This window comes from Pseudomonas sp. UBA7530 (assembly GCF_002479365.1).
In the GTDB taxonomy this organism is placed as follows: domain Bacteria; phylum Pseudomonadota; class Gammaproteobacteria; order Pseudomonadales; family Pseudomonadaceae; genus Aquipseudomonas.
In genome coordinates this window covers 57058-75174 of sequence record NZ_DLMS01000008.1, presented here as the reverse complement: position 1 = coordinate 75174, position 18117 = coordinate 57058, and the positions used below count along the sequence as shown (strand labels likewise).

Sequence of the window (18117 nt, the reverse complement as noted above, 5' to 3'; positions counted from 1 at the left end):
TTTCGCCAGGCGACGGTTGACCTGCACGACAGGCTTGGGTGGGCAGGGTGCTATCTCTATAATGCGCGCCGTCCAGCAGGGGGATAAATGAATACAGACGATCAGCGATTCGGCGGCATAGCCCGGCTTTACGGCCAGGAGGGCTATCAGCGCCTGGCTGCGGCGCACGTGGCGGTGGTCGGCATCGGCGGCGTGGGCTCCTGGGCGGCCGAGGCGCTGGCGCGTTCGGGGGTTGGCGAAATTTCCCTGTTCGACCTTGACGATGTCTGCATCACCAACACCAATCGCCAGGTGCATGCCGTCGAAGGGGCCGTGGGCAAGGCCAAGGTCGACGAGATGGCTGCGCGCATCCGCGCTATCAACCCGGCTTGCGTGGTACACGCCGTCGCCGATTTCGTCACCCGCGAGACCATGGCCGAGTACATCACCGAGCAGCTCGACGGGGTTATCGACTGTATCGACAGCGTGCCGGCCAAGGCCGCGCTGATCGCCTGGTGCAAGCGCCGCAAGATCCAGATCGTCACGACCGGCGGTGCGGGCGGGCAGGTCGACCCGACGCAGATTCAGGTCACCGACCTGAACAAGACCTTCAACGACCCGCTGGCTGCCAAGGTGCGCTCGATGCTGCGCCGAGACTATGGCTTTTCCCGCACGCCGGGCCGCACTTACAGCGTGCCCTGCGTGTTCTCCACCGAGCAACTGCGCTACCCCAAGCCCGATGGCACGGTGTGCCAGGCCAAGGGCTTCGTCGGTGAAGGGGTGAAACTCGACTGCGCCGGCGGCTTCGGCGCGGTGATGATGGTTACCGCCAGCTTCGGCATGGCCGCGGCGGCCAGGCTGGTGGACAAGCTGGTGGCCGGGGCGCGTCGCCCGGCAGAGCGTCAGTAGCAGTGATCTTTGCGGGCGTATGGCGCCTGTTCTTCGTGTAGCACGGATGCTTCGAGCAATGTGCATGAGGTGAGTTGTGACAGATTGGTTTGGCCGTCAGGTCGTGCGTGCAGCGTGGGCAAGGATGCTCGCTGCGCTGTTGTTGAGCCTGACTGTGAGCGCCGGCACCGCACACGAGGCGCCAAAGACTCTGCGCATCGGCACCAGCGATTGGCAGCCCTATGTCGACCGGTCCCGGCTGGACGGAGGGGCCTTGGGGCGCCTGATCAGCGCCATCTTCAACGAGGCGGGTTATCGCGTCGAATTTCTCTATTACCCCTGGGATCGTAACGTGCTGATGCTGCAGCAAGGTCAGCTGGACGCGATCATGCCCTACAGTTGCACCCCCGGCCGACTCAGCTATGCCATTTGCAGCGACCCGATGGTGCGCGGCGAGATCGTCCTGTTTCACCGCGTCGATCATCCAATGGACTGGCAGAGCATCGATGATCTGAGGCGTTACCGTGTTGGCGTCACGCTCGGCTACTCCTATGGGCCGGTTTTCGATGAGGCGCTGCAGCAGGGGCGCTTGCAGGTGGAGCAGGCGCGCAACGACGACATCGGCTTTCGGCTGTTGCAACTAGGCCGGATCGATTTGCACCCGCAGGACAGGGCGGTGGGGTATGCGATGCTGCGCCGTCTGTTTCCGCTGGAACGCGGCAGCATCGTTCATCACCCGCGTCAGCTGAATACCGAGCCACTGCGCATGCTGTTTCGCAAGGACGATCCCGAGAGCGCCCGGTTGCTGCGCCTGTTCAACGCCGGGTTGCGTACAATTGCCGAGCGTGGCGATCTGCAGCGTCTGCAGCAGGCGCTCAATTCCGGTAACGCCGATGACTGGAAACCGGGCGCCCCGGCCGAGGCGCTGCGGAACTGAGCCGCAGCTGCCGACCTTCTTCCTTCGAGAATTTTCTGCATGCTCAATAACGATGTGCTGCGCAGCCTGCGCTATCTGCTGGATGTCAGCGATGGCACGCTGGAAGCGTTCTGCCAGTTGGCGGACTATCTCGTCGAGCCGGAGCTGATCCCGGCTTGCCTGCTGCGTGAGGATGAGCCGGGTTACCGCTCCTGCAGCGATGTGCTGCTGGCTCATGTGCTCGAAGGCCTGGTGTTCCACAAGCGTGGCAAGGACGACAGCCGACCGCGTTTACCGGTGGAAAAACGCCTGAGCAACAACCTGATCCTGAAGAAGCTGCGTGTGGCTTTCGAGCTGCGCGACGATGATATTCAGGCGATTCTGCAAACCGCCGATCTGCCGATGACGAAGGCCGAACTGGGCGCCTTGTTTCGCGCGCCGGGCCACAAGCACTACCGCGAGTGTGGTGACCAGATTCTGCGCAATTTCCTGCGCGGCTTGACGCAGCGAGAGCGGGGCAAGGGCGACTCGCTCATCTGAGCGTAAGAGCTTCGCCCGCGGCGGTGCTCCTACGCGATGGTGTGTCGGCAGTTTTCCTGTAGCAGTCGCGCCTCGCGACGAATGGGTTTTAGGCTGATCGACCCGCAAGCTCGCGTATACGTTGCAGTACGGCATTGAGGCCATTGCTGCGCGAGGGCGATAGCTGGCGCTGCAGGCCCAGCTGGTTGAACCAGTCGGCTAGATCGAGCGTTGCCAACTCGGTATCGCTCAAGCCCTCGACGCGTACCAGCAGCACCGCGAGCAGACCACGCAGCAGGCGGGCATCGCTGCTGGCGCGAAAGTGCAGCCGCCCGTCGCGTCGCTCGGCAACGAGCCAGACCAGGCTTTCGCAGCCATGCACCCGATTGTGTTCCTGGCGCTCTTCATCGCCGAGTGGTTCAAGGCGCTCACCCCATTGCATCAGCAGGCGCGCGCGCTGCTCCCAGCCGGGGCAGGAAGCGAAGGCCTCGAGAGCCTGTTGGGCCTGAGCGGTCAGTGGCATGCCCTGACACTCTGCGCCGCAGCACAGCCCGAATTGTGGGAGCGGACTTGTCCGCGAATCTTGCGAATACGACATTCGCGGACAAGTCCGCTCCCACAGGGGGCGTTCGTGGTGTTCATCGCAGCAGCTCCAAAGCACTGTCCAGGGCGCTGAAGAATCGCTGCAGATCTTCGCCATCGTTGTACAGGCCGAGCGAGACACGAATCGCACCACTCAGGCCCAGGCTTTTCATCAGCGGCATGGCGCAGTGGTGGCCGGCTCGTACGGCGATACCCTGTTCGGTCAGCAGGTGCGCCAGGTCGGCGTTATGGATGCCGTCGACGCAGAAGCTGGCCAGCGCCAACTGCGGCTGGCCAAGCAGACGAATGCCTTCACGGGCGTGCAAGCCGTCCAGCAGTTCGGCATGCAGGGCCGCTTCATGCCGGGCCACGGTCGCGTCATCCAAATCGCTCAGCCAATCCAGCGCAGCGCCCAGTGCTATCACGGCGGACACGGCCGGCGTGCCGGCCTCGAAACCGAGCGGCGCCGGGCGAAAGCGCGCGTGCTGATAGTCGGCGTCGAGCACCATCTCGCCGCCGAATTGCCAATGCTGCAGTTGGCCAAGCGCCTCGCTTCGCCCGTAAAGCAGGCCGACGCCGTCGGGGCCGTAGAGCTTGTGCGATGAGCACACGTAGAAGTCGCAGCCCAGCGCCTGCATGTCATGCCGACCATGCACCGCCCCCTGAGCCCCATCCAATACAGTGAAGGTGCCGTGCGCACGCGCCAGGGCCAGCAGTTCGGGCAGCGGTTGCCAGCGACCAAGCACGTTGGACAGCTGCGAAACCGCCAGCAGGCGAGTGCGTGGGCCGATCAGTCGGGCGGCCTGATCAAGATCGATTGTGCCCGAATCATCCAGTGGCAGGACCACCAGCTCAAGATTCCGGCGCTGGGCCAGTTGCTGCCAGGGCAACAGATTGGCGTGGTGCTCCAGCGCGCTGATGACGATCTGCTCGCCGGGTTGCAGCAGGTGCTCCATGCCGTAGGCCAGCAGGTTCAGCGATTCGGTACTGCCGCGGGTAAAGATGATCTCCTCGGCGCTGCCCGCATTCAGCCACTGCGCAGCCTTGCTGCGTGTCGCCTCGAACGCGCGGGTGGCGCGCTCGCCTGGCAGGTGCTGGGCGCGATGCACGTTGGCCACGCCACCGGTGTAGTAGCCAAGAAGGGCGTCGAGCACTGCCTGCGGTTTCTGCGCGGTGGCGGCGCTGTCCAGATAGGTCTGGCCTTCGGCTTCGAGGGCGAGAATGCCGGGGAAGTCGGCACGCCAGGGGGAGATCAGTGACATGGATGCTTCCAGAGATCATCTGGCAGTTCAAAAGTTGGGTTTAACGTGTCGCGAGCGACGGCCAGACAAGGCGCAATAAGGCGAGGACGACGAGTTTACTGGTGTAAATGAGCGTCCGAGCCTTATTGCAACGCAGTATGGGCTAGCGCAGCAGCGTTAAACCAACTTTTTCAGTTGTGGGCGTGCAGGGCTTCGTTCAGCTCGATAGCCGACTTGTGGGTCTTGCACTCCACGGCGCCGGTCTGCGAATTGCGACGGAACAGCAGGTCCGGCTGGCCAGCCAGGTCGCGCGCCTTGACCACCTTGACCAGGGCGTTGCCCTCGTCGAGCAGGTTCACCTTGGTGCCGGCGGTGATGTACAGGCCGGCTTCCACGGTGTTGCGGTCGCCCAGCGGAATGCCGATACCGGCGTTGGCGCCGATCAGGCAGCCTTCGCCAACGCTGATGATGATGTTGCCGCCGCCGGACAGGGTGCCCATGGTCGAGCAGCCGCCGCCCAGATCCGAACCCTTGCCGACGAACACGCCTGCGGAAACGCGGCCTTCGATCATGCCCGGGCCCTCGGTGCCGCCGTTGAAGTTGACGAACCCTTCGTGCATCACGGTGGTGCCTTCGCCGATGTAGGCGCCCAGGCGCACGCGGGCACTGTCGGCGATACGTACGCCAGCCGGCACCACGTAGTCGGTCATTTTCGGGAACTTGTCCACCGAGAACACTTCTAGCAGCTTGCCCTTCAGGCGTGCTTCCAGCTGGCGCTCGGCCAGCTCAGCGAGGTCGACGGCGCCCTGGCTGGTCCAGGCGACGTTGGGCAGTAGCGGGAAGATGCCGGCCAGGCTCAGGCCGTGCGGCTTGACCAGACGATGCGACAGCAGGTGCAGCTTGAGGTAGGCCTCCGGGGTGCTGGTCAGTGCAGCATCCTCAGCCAGGAAGGTGGCGACCAGCGGGTTGTGGCTTTCGGCCAGGCGGGTCAGCAGCGCGGCTTGAGCAGCGTCTACGCCTTTCAGCGCTTCGGCCAGATCGGCCGCTTGTGCGGTGGTGAAAGCGATGGCCTGGTTGCCGCCCTGGTAACCGAGCTTGTCGGCGGCCTTGGCCACCAGCTCGCTGGCCGGGTTGAGCAGCGGCAGGGCGTAGAAGACTTCCAGCCAGTTGCCCTGGCGGTTCTGGGTGCCGACGCCAAAGGCGATGCTGAAGAGAGAGGTGTTCATAGAGGGGTTCCTTGCAACAAAATCGGGGTGAGATTGATCAGGCCAGCGCGGCTTGGTAATTGTCCGGTTTGAAGCCGACCAGGGTCTTGCTGCCCATATCGAGTACCGGGCGCTTGATCATCGACGGCTGGGCCAGCATCAGTTCGATGGCCTTGGCCTGGTCGAGGTCGGCTTTCTGCGCGTCATCGAGCTTGCGGAAAGTCGTGCCGGCGCGGTTCAGGATGGTTTCCCAGCCATGCTCGTTGCACCACTTTTCCAGGCTGGCGCGGTCGATGCCCGCGCTCTTGTAGTCGTGAAAGGCGTAGTCGACCTTGTGCTCGTCGAGCCAGGTACGGGCCTTCTTCATGGTGTCGCAGGCTTTGATGCCGTAGAGGACGTAGCTCATTGCACTTCCTATGTCGCTGGCGCCCCACTGGGCGGGCGCGGTCTGTCTTCGAAATTTTGGCCGAGCATTATGCCACGAGCGCAGGGTAGCGTCTGCGTGGTGGCATCGGCGGCAGGATGGCTCGCGCCAGGGCCAGGCAAGCCCCTAGAATAGGGCCTGCTCAGTCGAGGTTGGCCCATGCAACTGCTCTACACCATCCTGACCATGCTGCTGGTGGTCAGTGGCACCCGTATTACCGCCCAGTTCATTCCCTTGCCACTGCCGCTGCTGCAGATACTGATCGGCGCGCTGCTGGCGATACCCGCGTTGGGGCTGCACGTGCGGCTCGATCCCGAGCTGTTTCTGCTGCTGTTCATCCCGCCGCTGCTGTTCGTCGATGGTTGGCGCATGCCCAAGGGGCAGTTCCGCCAGTTGCGCACGCCGATCCTGTTGCTGGCCTTTGCCCTGGTGTTCTTCACCATTCTCGGGGCTGGCCATTTCATCCACTGGTTGTTGCCGCAGGTGCCGCTCGCCGCCTGCTTCGCGCTGGCGGCGGTGTTGTCGCCGACCGATGCCGTGGCGGTGTCGGCGATCACCCACGGGCGCCTGCCGAGTACCTTGAACAATCTGCTGCAGGGCGAGGCGCTGATGAACGATGCCTCCGGCTTGGTAGCGTTCAAGTTCGCCGTTGCTGCGACCCTGACCGGGGTGTTCTCGATTGCCGATGCCGGCGTGCAGTTCGTGCTGGTGGCTTTCGGTGGCCTGGCCATTGGTGTGGCCCTGAGCTATCTGCTGGGGCGTTTGCGCGCCTGGATGATCGCCCGTGGCTGGGAAGACCCCGCGCCGCACGTACTGTTGCTGTTGCTGCTGCCATTCGCCGCCTATGTCGCCGCCGAGCACCTGGGGTTATCCGGCATTCTTTCCGCAGTGGCGGCGGGGATGATGCAGAGCCGCCTCGACCTGCTGCCCAGGCAGACCTCCACGCGCCTGCTCAATCGCAGCGTCTGGGCCTTGCTGGAATTCACCTTCAACGGCCTGATCTTTCTGCTGCTTGGCCTGCAGTTGCCCGACATTCTCAGTGCTGCCCTGGGCGAGCATGAGGCGCCCTGGCTGTTCGCCCTCGAGGCGTTGGCCATGGTGGTGGCGATTTATGCGATTCTGATGCTGCTGCGTTTCGTCTGGGTCTACGGCTACTGGCGGGTTTCCGGGGCAGTGCGCCGCCTGCGTGGCGCGCCGACGCGTTTCGCCGGGCAATCGCGTATCGCATTGAGCGCGGTGCTGACCCTGGGCGGCGTGCGCGGAGCGGTGACCCTGGCCGGGGTGATGTCGCTGCCGCTGCTGCTCAACAGTGGTCAGGCGTTCCCGCAGCGCGATCTGCTGATCCTGATCGCCGCCGGGGTGATCCTGCTGTCGCTACTGGTGGCGAGCATCGTCTTGCCGCGTCTTTTGCCGCGCCTGCCGCAGGACAACGCGGCCCTGCGCGAGCGCGAGCTCAACCGTCATCGTGCGCTGATGCTGGAGTCGGCAATCCGCTATCTGGAGTCCGAGGACGAGCGCGCGATCAATGCCGAGGGTGCGATTACCTCGGCGGAGGTCAAGGCGCGACTGATGAGCGAGTACCGCGATCTACTGGAGCGTGCCCGCGACGGCGAGGAGTCGCGCGAACAACAGCGCGAAGTGGACCGTCTGGAATACCGCCTGCGCCTGCAGGCGCTGCGCACCCAGCGGCTGGAGCTGTACCGCATGCGCAAGGACAACGAGCTGGATGACGATATGCTGAGCGAGATTTTGCGCGATCTGGATATCGCCGAGGCGCGCCTGCACAAGAGCTGAGGCGCCTGCGTTCATTCGTAGGGCGGATTCAGGCGCGAAGCGAACAATCCGCCGGGCCCTACCTCAGAAGCGGGGCAGGTTGGCGGGTTGCACCCGCCCTACGGGCTCAGCCCCCCGTATGTCAGGTTGCTGTAGGAGGGGCTTTAGCCGCGACTATAGAGCGCTTCAGGCTCTGCGAATGAAACGGGCGATGCGCTCGGCGGCCTCGATGCATTCGGCCAGCGGCGCGACCAGCGCCATGCGCACGCGTCCGGCACCCGGGTTGACGCCATCGACCTCGCGCGACAGGTAGGAGCCCGGCACCACGGTCACGTGTTCGCTGGCGAACAGGTCGCAGGTAAAAACGGTATCGTCACCCGGCGTCCGCGCCCACAGGTAGAAACCGCCGTCCGGGCGCTGCACGTCCATCACCGGCGCGAGGATCTCCAGCACCGCATCGAACTTCTCGCGGTACAGATCGCGGTTGGCGCGCACGTGCGCCTCGTCGTTCCAAGCTGCTACGCTGGCCAGCTGGGTTTGTACCGGCATGGCGCAACCGTGATAGGTGCGGTACAGCAAGAATTGCTTGAGGATCTCGGCGTCGCCGGCGACGAAGCCCGAGCGCAGACCCGGCAGGTTGGAGCGCTTGGACAGGCTGTGGAACACCACGCAGCGTTTGAAGTCGCTGCGGCCCAGTTCGGCGCAGGCACTGAGCAGGCCGGGTGGCGGGGCGTCCTCGTCGAAGTACAGTTCGCTGTAGCATTCGTCGGCGGCGATGACGAAGTCGTGTTCATCGGCCAGGGCGATCAGCTTCTTCAGTGTTGCCACCGGGATCAGCGCACCGGTGGGGTTGCCCGGCGAGCAGAGGAAGAGGATCTGGCAGCGTCGCCAGACCTCTGCCGGCACCGCGTCGAAGTCCGGGTTGAAGCCGTGATCTTCCAGGCACGGCAGATAGTGCGGCTCGGCACCGGCAAGGAACGCGGCGCCTTCATAGATCTGATAGAAGGGATTGGGGCTGACTACCAGGCCCTTGGCATCGCGCTCGACCACCGTCTGGGTAAAGGCGAACAGCGCCTCGCGCGTGCCATTGACCGGCAGCACGTGGCGTGCGGCATCCAGCCAGCCCGCCGGCACGCCGAAGCGGCGCTCGCACCAGTTGGCAATGCTCTGGCGCAGCTCGGGCAGGCCCAGGGTGGTCGGATACACCGCCAGTTTGTCGAGGTTGGCGGTCAGGGCCTGGCCGACGAAGTCCGGCGAGCGGTGCTTGGGTTCGCCGATCGACAGGGCGATGGGCGAGCGGTCGGCGGCAGGCTGCACGCCGGCGAGCAGGGCGCGGAGCTTTTCGAACGGGTAGGGCTGCAGCTGGGCGAGGGCGTGGTTCATGATGATCCGACGGGTCCTTTGTGAGGCGGCGACAAAGCTGGCGACACTAGCACGGCAGGCCCTTCGGGGAAATTCCCTTCGTTCGTCCGTTTTCCATCCGTTTAGGTCGCCAAACCGATGCCGGTGCAACTCAAGACGACAGGTGCCCAGCCGATAATCCTCATGTCACCCGTACATCCCTCCTTCCGGCGAGCTCTCTCCATGCGTACCCTCAAGTTCAGCCACAAGATCATGCTGGCTGCTTCCCTGGTCGTCGTCGCGGCTTTCGCGTCATTTGCCTTGTATAACGATTACCTGCAACGCAATGCGATCCGCGACAATCTGTCGAACTACCTCAACGATGTCGGCCTGGTGTCCACTGGCAATATCCAGCACTGGCTCGATGGCCGTATGCAACTGCTGGACAACCTGGCCGAGTCGGTCCAGGACGACCGCTCGTCCGAGTCGCTGCGCCGTAACCTGCAACATCGCAGCATCGCTTCGGCCTTTCTGTATGCCTACTTCGGCCAGGCTGACGGTACCTATACCCAGTTCCCGGCCAGCGAGCTGCCTGCCGGTTACGATCCGCGTCAGCGTCCCTGGTACAAGAGCGCGGCGGGCAGCAACGGGCCTGGCCTTACCGAGCCTTATCTGGCGGCGGATCCGCGTGACGGTCTGCTGATCACCATCACGCGGCCGGTGAATGCAGGCGGCGCCCTGCAGGGCGTGGTCGGCGGCGATCTGAAGTTGCAGACGGTCGATGACATCCTCAATTCCTTCGACCTCGGCGGCATGGGCTACGCCTTCCTGGTCGACGAGAAGGGCACGGTACTGGTGCATTCCGACAAGAGCCTGGTGCTCAAGACCCTGGCGGATCTGTTTCCCGGTGGTGCGCCACGTCTGCAGCCAGGCCTACAGGAGGCTTCGTCCATCGATGGCAGCGCCCGCCTGGTCACCTTCCTGCCGGTGAAGGGGCTTACGGGCGTGAACTGGTACGTCGGCTTGTCCGTCGACGAGGGCAAGGCGTTCGCCGCGCTCAGCGAGTTTCGCGTCTCGGCGCTGATGGTCACGGTCATCGGTGTGGTCGCCATCCTGATCCTGCTCGGTGCGCTGATCCGCATCCTGCTGCGCCCGCTGCATGTGATGAGCCACGCCATGGGCGGTATCGCCGAAGGCGAGGGGGATCTTACCCAGCGCCTGACGATCGCCTCCGGTGACGAGTTCGGTGAGCTGGCCGGTGCCTTCAACCGCTTCGTCGAACGTATTCACGAATCCATTCGCGAAGTGGCCTCGGCGACCCGCGAAGTGCATGCGCGGGTCAGCACCGTGGTGCAGGCGTCCAATGCCTCCATGGGTAACTCCAGCGAGCAGGCCGCGCGTACCGATAGCGTCGCCGCGGCGATCAACGAACTCGGTGCAGCCGCCCAGGAGATCGCGCGCAATGCCGCCGATGCCTCGGTGCAGGCCAGCGACGCGCGCCGTGACGCCGAGGAAGGCCAGGGCATGGTGGAGCGTACCCTGGGGTCGATGGGAGAGCTGTCGGAGAAGATCCAGGCCTCCGGTCGTCATATCGAGCTGCTCAGCGAGAAGAGCAACGACATCGGCCAGATCCTCGACGTGATCAAGGGTATTTCCGAACAGACCAACCTGTTGGCGCTCAATGCCGCCATCGAGGCGGCGCGTGCCGGCGAGGCCGGGCGTGGCTTCGCCGTGGTCGCCGATGAGGTGCGCAACCTGGCGCAGCGTACGCAGAGCTCGGCGCTGGAAATTCAGCAGATGATCGAGCAGTTGCAGGCCGGGGCCCGTGACGCCGTGGCGACCATGACCGAGAGCCGCCGCTTCAGCGATGACAGCGTGCGCATTGGTGGGCAGGCCGGCGAGAACCTGCGCGGGGTGACCCATCGTATCGGTGAGATCGACGGCATGAACCAGTCAGTGGCCACCGCCACCGAGGAGCAGACCTCGGTGATCGAGAGCTTGAACATGGACATCACCGAGATCAACACGCTGAACCAGGACGGCGTGCGCAACCTGCAGTCCAGCCTCAGCGCCTGTACCGAGCTGGATCAGCAGGTCCGCCGCCTCAAGCAACTGGTGGACAGTTTCAGAATCTGAATCCGGTCCTGGGTGCGGCGCCCGCCGCATCCAGGTGCTCAGAAGGTGATCTGCGTCGTGCTCGGGGCACTTGGCTCGGCGAGCTTGGCGATGATCGCTTCCTGCAGGCGCGCGCAGAACTCGGGGTCGGACAGCGGCTGGCCCTTGTCGTCGGTGATGAAGAATACGTCTTCGACGCGCTCGCCGAGGGTGGCGATCTTGGCGTTCTGCAGCGACAGATCGTATTCGAGGAAGATGCGTCCGATCCGTGCCAGCAGGCCGGGGCGGTCCGGGGCGGTCAGCTCGAGGATGGTCACCGGCCGCTGGGCGTCGTTATGAATGGTCACCTGCGGGGCGAAGGCGAAGTGCTTGAGCTGACGCGGCACCCGGCGCTGGATGATGGTCGGGTAGTCGTCGGGGTTCTTCAGTGCTTCGATCAGGCCGGCGCGGATCTGCTGGATGCGCGCCGGGTTGTTGCCGATCGAGCCGCCCTCGGCATCCAGCACGACATAGGTATCGAGGGTGAACTGGCTGGTGGAGGTGATGATCCGTGCGTCATGAATGTTCAGGTTGAGCTGGCTCATCGCCGCCACGGTCACGGCGAAGAAGTCATGCTGGTCCGGTGCGTAGATGAAGATCTGCGTACCGCCCTCGAACTCGCGCTGGGTGGTTTCCTTCATCAGTACCAGTGGGCCGCCATCGTTAGGATGCTGGAGAATGGCGTCGGTATGCCAGGCCACGTCGCTGGCGGTGTGGCGCAGAAAGTAGTCGTCGCCGAGCTGGCTCCATAGCTGCTCGGCGTCGTCCGGGTCGGTACCGCCGCGCACCAGGATGTCCAGGGCGGCGCTCTGCGTCTGGCGAATCTGTTCTTCGCGATCCAGCGGGTTTTCCAGGCCGCGGCGCAGGGCGCGCTTGGTCTCGGTGTAGAGCTGACGCAGCAGGCTGGCGCGCCAGGAATTCCACAGGCTGGGGTTGGTGGCGTTGATGTCGGCCACGGTCAGCACGTAGAGGTAATCCAGGTGCGTCTGGTCGCCGACGAACTGGGCGAAATCGTGGATCACCTGCGGGTCGGAGAGGTCCTTGCGTTGCGCGGTGGTGGACATCACCAGGTGATGCTGCACCAGCCAGACGATCAGCGCGCCGTCCCAGGCCGGCAGATGATGGCGACGGGCGAAGGCTTCGGCATCCACCGCGCCGAGTTCGGAGTGATCGCCGCCGCGGCCCTTGCCGATATCGTGGTAGAGGCCGGCGAGGTAGATCAGCTCCGGCTTGGGCAGCTTTTCGATCAGCTTGCTGGCCAGCGGAAATTTCTCCGCCAGCTCCGGCCAGCGGAACTTGCGCAGGTGTTTGATCAGATTGAGGGTGTGCGCATCGACCGTATAGATGTGGAACAGGTCGTGCTGCATCTGCCCGACGATATGGCCGAACTCCGGCAGGTAGCGGCCGAGAATGCCGTAGCGGTTCATCCGCCGCAGGTTGCGGTGAATACCTTCCTTGCACTTGAACAGTTCGATGAACAGGCTGGTGTTGCGAATGTCCTTGCGGAACTCGTCATCGATCAGGTGGCGGCTGTCACGTAGCAGGCGGATGCTGTCGGCGCGTACGCCCTTGATCTCCGGGTGCTGCGCCATCAGCACGAAGATTTCGATGATGGCGAACGGCGTGCGTTTGAAGACGTTCGGGTGGGTGACCTCGATGTAGCGGTCGCGCACCTGGAAGCGACTGTTCAAGGGCGTTGCCGGGCCACTTTCGCCGGCACGCAGGATGACTTCCTCGAAGTGCTGGTTGATCAGATCCGACAGTTCGGAGATGGCCATCACCACGCGGTAGTACTTCTGCATGAAGTGTTCGATGCTGCGCTTGCCGTCGCCGTCCTGATAGCCGAACAGGGCGGCGATCTTCGCCTGGTAATCGAACAGCAGGCGGTCTTCGGCGCGCCCGGCCAGCATGTGCAGGGCGTAGCGCACCTTCCACAGGAACTCCTGGCTGGAGGAGAGCAGGGCGTATTCGCTTTCCAGCAGAAAGCCCTGGCCGACCAGGGCTTGCAGATTGAGCGTGTCGAACTGGCGGCGGGCCACCCACAACACGGTCTGGATGTCGCGCAGGCCGCCGGGCGAGCCTTTAACGTTGGGCTCGAGGTTGTATTCGGTATCGTTGTACTTGGCGTGGCGCGTTCTGCGCTCGTCGCGCTTGGCCTGGTAGAAGTGCTTGCTCGGCCACATCTGCTCTGTGCTGGTGACCTGCTGCATGCGCTGGCGCAGGCGCTCCGGGCCGGCGATGGTGCGACTTTCCATCAGGTTGGTGATGATCGTCAGGTCGGCGCGCGCTTCTTCGGCGCATTCATCCACCGAGCGCACGCTCTGGCCGACTTCCAGGCCAATATCCCAAAGCAGGGTGAGGAAGCCTTCGATGGGCTCGCGGAACACCTCGTGATCGTCGCTGCCGAGCAGGATCAGCAGGTCGATATCCGAGTAGGGGTGCAGTTCGCCGCGGCCGTAGCCACCGACGGCAAGCAGGGCGATATCGGCGTCCTCGCTCCAGGCGAAGCGCTTCCATGCCTCCTGCAGGATCTGGTCGACGAACCAGGCGCGATCTTCGACCAGGCGGCGAATGTCGCGACCCTCGCGAAAGCGCGCATCAAGGACTTCACGCGCGCTGCGGATGGCCTTCTTGAATGCAGCGATGGGGCTGGACTTGAGCGCCAGCTCGGCCTGGAACTGACCGCGGTCAAACAGTTCGGGGTCCATCTGCGGCATGCAATTGCCTTCCTTTATATAGGGCACAGGGTGCGACTTGCGCACCGTTGCGGTTGTGTCTCAGGCGGACGTGCGCGGCAGGGTGTCGTCGCTGCGCAGGGTCAAGATCTCGTAGCCATCGGCGGTGACCAGCACGGTGTGCTCCCATTGGGCCGAAAGCTTGCGATCCTTGGTGATCGCAGTCCAGCCGTCGCCGAGCAGGCGAGTTTCCGGGCGACCCTGATTGATCATCGGTTCGATGGTGAAGGTCATGCCTTCCTTGAGCTCCATACCGGTGCCGGCCTTGCCGTAGTGCAGCACCTGCGGCTCCTCATGGAACACGGCACCGATTCCATGGCCGCAGTATTCGCGGACCACGGAGAAACCGTTCTTCTCGGCATGCTTCTGGATCACTTCGCCAATATCGCCCAGGCGTGCGCCCGGTTTGACCAGTTCGATGCCTTTATACATGCATTCCTGAGTCACCTTGGCCAGACGCTCGGCCCATTCGGCGACCTTGCCGACCATGAACATCTTGCTGGTATCGCCGTGGTAGCCATCCTTGATCACGGTGATGTCGATGTTCAGTACGTCGCCATCCTTCAACGGCTTGTCGTTGGGAATGCCATGGCACACCACGTGGTTGATCGAGGTGCAGATCGACTTGGGGAAGCCCTTGTAGTTGAGCGGGGCGGGGATGGCCTTCTGTACGTTGACGATATAGTCGTGGCAGAGGCGGTCCAGCTCTTCGGTGGTCACGCCCGGCTTGACGTGCTCGCCGATCATCTCCAGCACTTCGGCGGCCAGGCGGCCGGCCACGCGCATTTTCTCGATTTCTTCGGCGGATTTGATGGTGACGGTCATATGAAGCTCTCGGGCGCGTACGGAAAAGGGGAGTATCTTAGCAGCTACGAGGCGCAAGCCCCAAAAGGCAGCTGCAAGCCTCAAACTACAAGCCGCAAGCTGAACGCAGTGGTCGCCGGTGCAGGGGGGTCGCCTCTACTTGTGGCTTGAAGCCTGTAGCTTGCGACTGCTTTGTGTGGTATAAAACGCGCCGCTTTACGGGCACTGCGTCCGAAAGCCTAAACCCACACACGTATCGACACGGTTTCCTGGGTGCCTTTCGACAAGTTCGAGGGTTGGAAGCTGGGATGCGTGGAGGCCTAACCCGACTTATCAAGGAACTATCATGTCCCAAGTCAACATGCGCGATATGCTGAAGGCCGGTGTGCACTTCGGCCACCAGACCCGTTACTGGAACCCGAAAATGGGCAAGTACATTTTCGGCGCGCGCAACAAGATTCACATCATCAACCTCGAAAAAACCCTGCCGATGTTCAACGAAGCCCAGGCTTTCGTTGAGAAGCTGGCTGCTGGCAAGAACAAGATCCTGTTCGTCGGCACCAAGCGTTCCGCTGGCAAGATCGTTCGCGAAGAAGCTGCTCGTTGCGGCTCGCCGTTCGTCGATCACCGCTGGCTGGGCGGCATGCTGACCAACTACAAGACCATCCGTGCTTCGATCAAGCGCCTGCGCGAGCTGGAAACCCAGTCCCAGGACGGCACCTTCGCCAAGCTGACCAAGAAAGAAGCCCTGATGCGTTCCCGTGATCTGGAAAAACTGGATCGCAGCCTGGGTGGTATCAAGGACATGGGCGGTCTGCCGGATGCTCTGTTCGTGATCGACGTTGACCACGAGCGCATCGCTATCACCGAAGCCAACAAGCTGGGCATCCCGGTCATCGGCATCGTCGATACCAACAGCAGCCCGGAAGGCGTTGACTACATCATCCCGGGTAACGACGACGCCATCCGCGCCATCCAGCTGTACATGGGTGCCATGGCTGACGCCGTGATCCGTGGTCGCAGCAACGCTGGCGGCGCGACTGAAGAGTTCGTCGAAGAAGCCGCAGCCGAGAGCGCCGAAGGCTAAGCGGTAACGTCAAGCATTTAGCGTTATGCGCTGTGCAAGAAGGGGGCTAGGCCCCCTTTTTGCCACTCAAAGATTTGATTTGGTTGAAGACCTACCGAGAGGATTTTCAAGATGGCAGAGATTACTGCAGCCCTGGTTAAAGAACTGCGCGAGCGTACCGGCCAAGGCATGATGGAATGCAAGAAGGCCCTGGTTGCCGCTGGTGGCGACATCGAGAAAGCCATTGATGACATGCGCGCTTCCGGCGCCATCAAGGCTGCCAAGAAGGCCGGCAACATCGCCGCCGAAGGCTCCATCGCCGTTCGCGTCGAAGGTGGCCGTGGCCTGATCATCGAAGTCAACTCGCAGACCGACTTCCTGGCTCTGCAGGACGACTTCAAAGGTTTCGTCAAGGAAAGCCTGGATGAAGCCTTCGAGAAGAACCTGACCGACGCTGCTCCGCTGATCGCCTCGCGCGAATCGGCTCGTGAAGCTCTGGTTGCCAAGTGCGGCGAGAACGTCAACATCCGTCGTCTGACCGCTGTTACCGGCGAAACCGTTGGTGCCTACCTGCACGGCCACCGCATCGGCGTTCTGGTTGTCCTGAAAGGCGGCAACGACGAACTGGCCAAGCACGTTGCCATGCACGTTGCCGCTTCCAACCCGGCCGTAGTTTCCCCGGACCAGGTTTCCGAGGAGCTGGTTGCCAAGGAAAAGGAGATCTTCCTGCAGCTGAACGCCGAGAAGATCGCCGGCAAGCCGGAAAACATCGTCGAGAACATGGTCAAAGGCCGTATCGCCAAGTTCCTGGCCGAAGCCAGCCTGGTCGAGCAAGCCTTCATCATGGACCCGGAAGTCAAGGTCGGTGACCTGGTCAAGAAAGCCGGTGCCGAAGTCGTTTCCTTCGTTCGTTACGAAGTGGGCGAGGGTATCGAGAAGGCTGAGACCGACTTCGCTGCCGAAGTCGCCGCTCAGGTTGCTGCCAGCAAGCAGTAATCGGCGGTTAGGCCAGTTGTCCCAGAGAGGCTGCCCGCTTGCGCGTGCAGCCTCTTTGCCGAATAAGGGGCGACAAATGTACAAGCGGCCGTGCAACCTACGGTCGTCGGCACGTTCGAAGTGCCGGATGATTGCAGCGCCCAGGCGCGTTGCTCAAGAATTTCATATCGCCGCAGGAGAGACTTGCAATGGCTCAGCAGACCACTGGTCGCCAACCTCGCTACAAACGCATTCTGCTCAAACTTAGCGGCGAAGCCCTGATGGGCTCGGAAGATTTCGGCATCGATCCCAAAGTGCTCGATCGCATGGCGCTGGAAGTTGGCCAACTGGTCGGCATCGGTGTGCAGGTCGGCCTGGTGATCGGTGGCGGCAACCTGTTCCGCGGCGCGGCGCTGTCCGCTGCCGGCATGGATCGCGTCACCGGTGACCACATGGGCATGCTGGCGACCGTGATGAATGCGCTGGCCATGCGTGATGCGCTGGAGCGCTCGAACATCCCGGCCATCGTCATGTCGGCGATCTCCATGGTCGGCGTCACCGATCATTACGACCGCCGCAAGGCCATGCGCCACCTGAAGACCGGCGAAGTGGTGATCTTCGCCGCGGGCACCGGCAATCCGTTCTTCACCACCGATTCGGCTGCCTGCCTGCGCGCCATCGAGATCGATGCCGACGTGGTTCTGAAGGCGACCAAGGTCGATGGCGTGTACACTGCCGACCCGTTCAAGGACCCGCATGCCGAGAAGTTCGAGCGTCTGACCTATGACGAGGTGCTCGACCGCAAGCTGGGCGTGATGGATCTGACCGCCATCTGCCTGTGCCGTGATCACACCATGCCGCTGCGGGTCTTCAACATGAACAAGCCCGGCGCCCTGCTGAACGTTGTAGTGGGTGGCGCTGAAGGAACCCTGATCGAGGAGGATGCACAATGATCAACGACATCAAGAAAGACGCTCAGGAACGCATGAGCAAGTCCCTGGAGGCGCTGGGTCGCAACCTGGCTTCCATTCGTACCGGTCGTGCCCATCCGAGCATTCTCGATAGCATCAAGGTCCCGGCCTGGGGCAGCGACATGCCGCTCAATCAGGTCGCTGCGATCACCGTCGAGGATGCGCGTACCCTGAAGATCGTCGCGCACGACAAGAACCTCGGTGCCGCCATCGAGAAGGCCATCCTGACTTCCGATCTGGGCCTGAACCCGAGCAGCGCCGGCACCACCATCCGTGTGCCGATGCCCGCCCTGACCGAGGAAACCCGCAAGGGCTACACCAAGCAGGCGCGTGGCGTTGCCGAGGATGCCAAGGTTGCGGTGCGCAACGTGCGTCGCGATGCCCTGGCCGAGCTGAAGAAGCTGTCCAAGGCCAAGGAAATCAGCGAAGACGAAGAGCGCCGCGCTGCTGACGAGCTGCAGAAGATCACCGACAAGTTCATCGGTGACGTGGACAAGGCGCTCGAGGTCAAGGAAGCGGACCTGATGGCCGTTTGACGGCTGGG

The 18117-nt window shown here is 63.1% G+C and carries 16 protein-coding genes and 1 pseudogene; 10 read left to right on the top strand and 7 right to left on the bottom strand.

Going from position 1 to position 18117, the window contains the following annotated elements; genetic code table 11:
- The first annotated feature begins 87 nt into the window (after window positions 1-87).
- From tcdA to B2U07_RS12855, 3 genes are all read left to right on the top strand, one after another.
- The gene (gene tcdA / locus B2U07_RS12865) at window positions 88-888 is read left to right on the top strand and encodes a tRNA cyclic N6-threonylcarbamoyladenosine(37) synthase TcdA (protein ID WP_275547350.1); all 801 of its coding nucleotides are present in this window, start codon (window positions 88-90) and stop codon (window positions 886-888) included.
- A 76-nt stretch (window positions 889-964) separates the two neighbouring features.
- Complete coding sequence (locus B2U07_RS12860; RefSeq protein ID WP_275547349.1) at window positions 965-1804, top strand: substrate-binding periplasmic protein; 840 nt, start codon at window positions 965-967, stop codon at window positions 1802-1804.
- Between the two features lie 39 nt (window positions 1805-1843).
- Window positions 1844-2323, top strand: a complete 480-nt coding sequence (locus B2U07_RS12855) for a DUF1456 family protein (RefSeq protein ID WP_296277111.1) — start codon at window positions 1844-1846, stop codon at window positions 2321-2323.
- 88 nt (window positions 2324-2411) lie between these two features.
- Here the strand turns inward: B2U07_RS12855 and B2U07_RS12850 are convergent, their stop codons facing one another.
- The 4 genes from B2U07_RS12850 to B2U07_RS12835 all read right to left on the bottom strand — a co-directional run bounded on the left by B2U07_RS12850 (window position 2412) and on the right by B2U07_RS12835 (window position 5736).
- Window positions 2412-2825: a SufE family protein gene (locus tag B2U07_RS12850; RefSeq protein WP_275547347.1), complete on the bottom strand. Its 414-nt coding sequence runs from the start codon at window positions 2823-2825 to the stop codon at window positions 2412-2414.
- Between the two features lie 115 nt (window positions 2826-2940).
- On the bottom strand, window positions 2941-4146 hold the full coding sequence (locus tag B2U07_RS12845) for an aminotransferase class V-fold PLP-dependent enzyme (RefSeq protein WP_296277110.1): 1206 nt from the start codon (window positions 4144-4146) through the stop codon (window positions 2941-2943).
- Window positions 4147-4316: 170 nt separating this feature from the next.
- The gene (gene dapD, locus B2U07_RS12840) at window positions 4317-5351 is read right to left on the bottom strand and encodes a 2,3,4,5-tetrahydropyridine-2,6-dicarboxylate N-succinyltransferase (protein ID WP_296277109.1); all 1035 of its coding nucleotides are present in this window, start codon (window positions 5349-5351) and stop codon (window positions 4317-4319) included.
- A gap of 37 nt (window positions 5352-5388) precedes the next feature.
- Complete coding sequence (locus B2U07_RS12835) at window positions 5389-5736, bottom strand: ArsC family reductase (RefSeq protein ID WP_197857833.1); 348 nt, start codon at window positions 5734-5736, stop codon at window positions 5389-5391.
- A gap of 177 nt (window positions 5737-5913) precedes the next feature.
- Between B2U07_RS12835 and B2U07_RS12830 the strand changes: the two genes are divergently transcribed.
- Window positions 5914-7548, top strand: coding sequence for a Na+/H+ antiporter (locus B2U07_RS12830; RefSeq protein WP_296277108.1), 1635 nt, complete (start codon window positions 5914-5916; stop codon window positions 7546-7548).
- Window positions 7549-7713: 165 nt separating this feature from the next.
- Here B2U07_RS12830 and dapC read toward each other — a convergent pair whose 3' ends face one another.
- Window positions 7714-8910 carry a succinyldiaminopimelate transaminase gene (gene dapC, locus B2U07_RS12825; RefSeq protein WP_296277107.1) on the bottom strand — a complete coding sequence of 399 codons (1197 nt, stop codon included), beginning with the start codon at window positions 8908-8910 and terminating at the stop codon, window positions 7714-7716.
- Between the two features lie 117 nt (window positions 8911-9027).
- On the opposite strand from dapC, the pseudogene B2U07_RS23120 reads away from it, so the two are divergent.
- Together B2U07_RS23120 and B2U07_RS23115 are read left to right on the top strand one after the other, a co-directional pair.
- Window positions 9028-10149: pseudogene (locus B2U07_RS23120) on the top strand (HAMP domain-containing protein); the annotation flags it as partial.
- 90 nt (window positions 10150-10239) lie between these two features.
- On the top strand, window positions 10240-11004 hold the full coding sequence (locus B2U07_RS23115; RefSeq protein ID WP_419096345.1) for a methyl-accepting chemotaxis protein: 765 nt from the start codon (window positions 10240-10242) through the stop codon (window positions 11002-11004).
- Window positions 11005-11042: 38 nt separating this feature from the next.
- Here B2U07_RS23115 and B2U07_RS12815 read toward each other — a convergent pair whose 3' ends face one another.
- Together B2U07_RS12815 and map are read right to left on the bottom strand one after the other, a co-directional pair.
- The gene (locus tag B2U07_RS12815) at window positions 11043-13739 is read right to left on the bottom strand and encodes a [protein-PII] uridylyltransferase (RefSeq protein ID WP_296277105.1); all 2697 of its coding nucleotides are present in this window, start codon (window positions 13737-13739) and stop codon (window positions 11043-11045) included.
- Between the two features lie 60 nt (window positions 13740-13799).
- Window positions 13800-14582, bottom strand: a complete 783-nt coding sequence (map, locus tag B2U07_RS12810) for a type I methionyl aminopeptidase (protein ID WP_296277104.1) — start codon at window positions 14580-14582, stop codon at window positions 13800-13802.
- Between the two features lie 325 nt (window positions 14583-14907).
- Here map and rpsB point away from each other — a divergent pair, with 325 nt between their 5' ends.
- The 4 genes from rpsB to frr all read left to right on the top strand — a co-directional run bounded on the left by rpsB (window position 14908) and on the right by frr (window position 18109).
- Entirely contained in the window at window positions 14908-15648 is a 741-nt protein-coding gene (gene rpsB, locus B2U07_RS12805) for a 30S ribosomal protein S2 (protein ID WP_197857839.1), read from the top strand.
- A 111-nt stretch (window positions 15649-15759) separates the two neighbouring features.
- Window positions 15760-16623: a translation elongation factor Ts gene (gene tsf / locus B2U07_RS12800; protein ID WP_197857840.1), complete on the top strand. Its 864-nt coding sequence runs from the start codon at window positions 15760-15762 to the stop codon at window positions 16621-16623.
- Window positions 16624-16811: 188 nt separating this feature from the next.
- Window positions 16812-17555: a UMP kinase gene (pyrH, locus tag B2U07_RS12795; RefSeq protein ID WP_147809583.1), complete on the top strand. Its 744-nt coding sequence runs from the start codon at window positions 16812-16814 to the stop codon at window positions 17553-17555.
- Window positions 17552-18109, top strand: a complete 558-nt coding sequence (gene frr, locus B2U07_RS12790) for a ribosome recycling factor (RefSeq protein WP_179577007.1) — start codon at window positions 17552-17554, stop codon at window positions 18107-18109. The genes pyrH and frr overlap by 4 nt, the downstream gene beginning before the upstream one ends.
- Window positions 18110-18117 lie beyond the last annotated feature (8 nt).

What these genes read in the sequence shown, in the direction of transcription:
- tcdA (WP_275547350.1), top strand. Translation starts at nt 88, where the DNA reads ATGAATACAGACGATCAGCGATTCGGCGGCATAGCCCGGCTTTACGGC.
- B2U07_RS12855 (WP_296277111.1), top strand. Translation starts at nt 1,844, where the DNA reads ATGCTCAATAACGATGTGCTGCGCAGCCTGCGCTATCTGCTGGATGTC.
- B2U07_RS12850 (WP_275547347.1), bottom strand. Translation starts at nt 2,825, where the DNA reads ATGCCACTGACCGCTCAGGCCCAACAGGCTCTCGAGGCCTTCGCTTCC.
- B2U07_RS12845 (WP_296277110.1), bottom strand. Translation starts at nt 4,146, where the DNA reads ATGTCACTGATCTCCCCCTGGCGTGCCGACTTCCCCGGCATTCTCGCC.
- dapD (WP_296277109.1), bottom strand. Translation starts at nt 5,351, where the DNA reads ATGAACACCTCTCTCTTCAGCATCGCCTTTGGCGTCGGCACCCAGAAC.
- B2U07_RS12835 (WP_197857833.1), bottom strand. Translation starts at nt 5,736, where the DNA reads ATGAGCTACGTCCTCTACGGCATCAAAGCCTGCGACACCATGAAGAAG.
- B2U07_RS12830 (WP_296277108.1), top strand. Translation starts at nt 5,914, where the DNA reads ATGCAACTGCTCTACACCATCCTGACCATGCTGCTGGTGGTCAGTGGC.
- dapC (WP_296277107.1), bottom strand. Translation starts at nt 8,910, where the DNA reads ATGAACCACGCCCTCGCCCAGCTGCAGCCCTACCCGTTCGAAAAGCTC.
- B2U07_RS23115 (WP_419096345.1), top strand. Translation starts at nt 10,240, where the DNA reads ATGGGTAACTCCAGCGAGCAGGCCGCGCGTACCGATAGCGTCGCCGCG.
- B2U07_RS12815 (WP_296277105.1), bottom strand. Translation starts at nt 13,739, where the DNA reads ATGCCGCAGATGGACCCCGAACTGTTTGACCGCGGTCAGTTCCAGGCC.
- map (WP_296277104.1), bottom strand. Translation starts at nt 14,582, where the DNA reads ATGACCGTCACCATCAAATCCGCCGAAGAAATCGAGAAAATGCGCGTG.
- rpsB (WP_197857839.1), top strand. Translation starts at nt 14,908, where the DNA reads ATGTCCCAAGTCAACATGCGCGATATGCTGAAGGCCGGTGTGCACTTC.
- tsf (WP_197857840.1), top strand. Translation starts at nt 15,760, where the DNA reads ATGGCAGAGATTACTGCAGCCCTGGTTAAAGAACTGCGCGAGCGTACC.
- pyrH (WP_147809583.1), top strand. Translation starts at nt 16,812, where the DNA reads ATGGCTCAGCAGACCACTGGTCGCCAACCTCGCTACAAACGCATTCTG.
- frr (WP_179577007.1), top strand. Translation starts at nt 17,552, where the DNA reads ATGATCAACGACATCAAGAAAGACGCTCAGGAACGCATGAGCAAGTCC.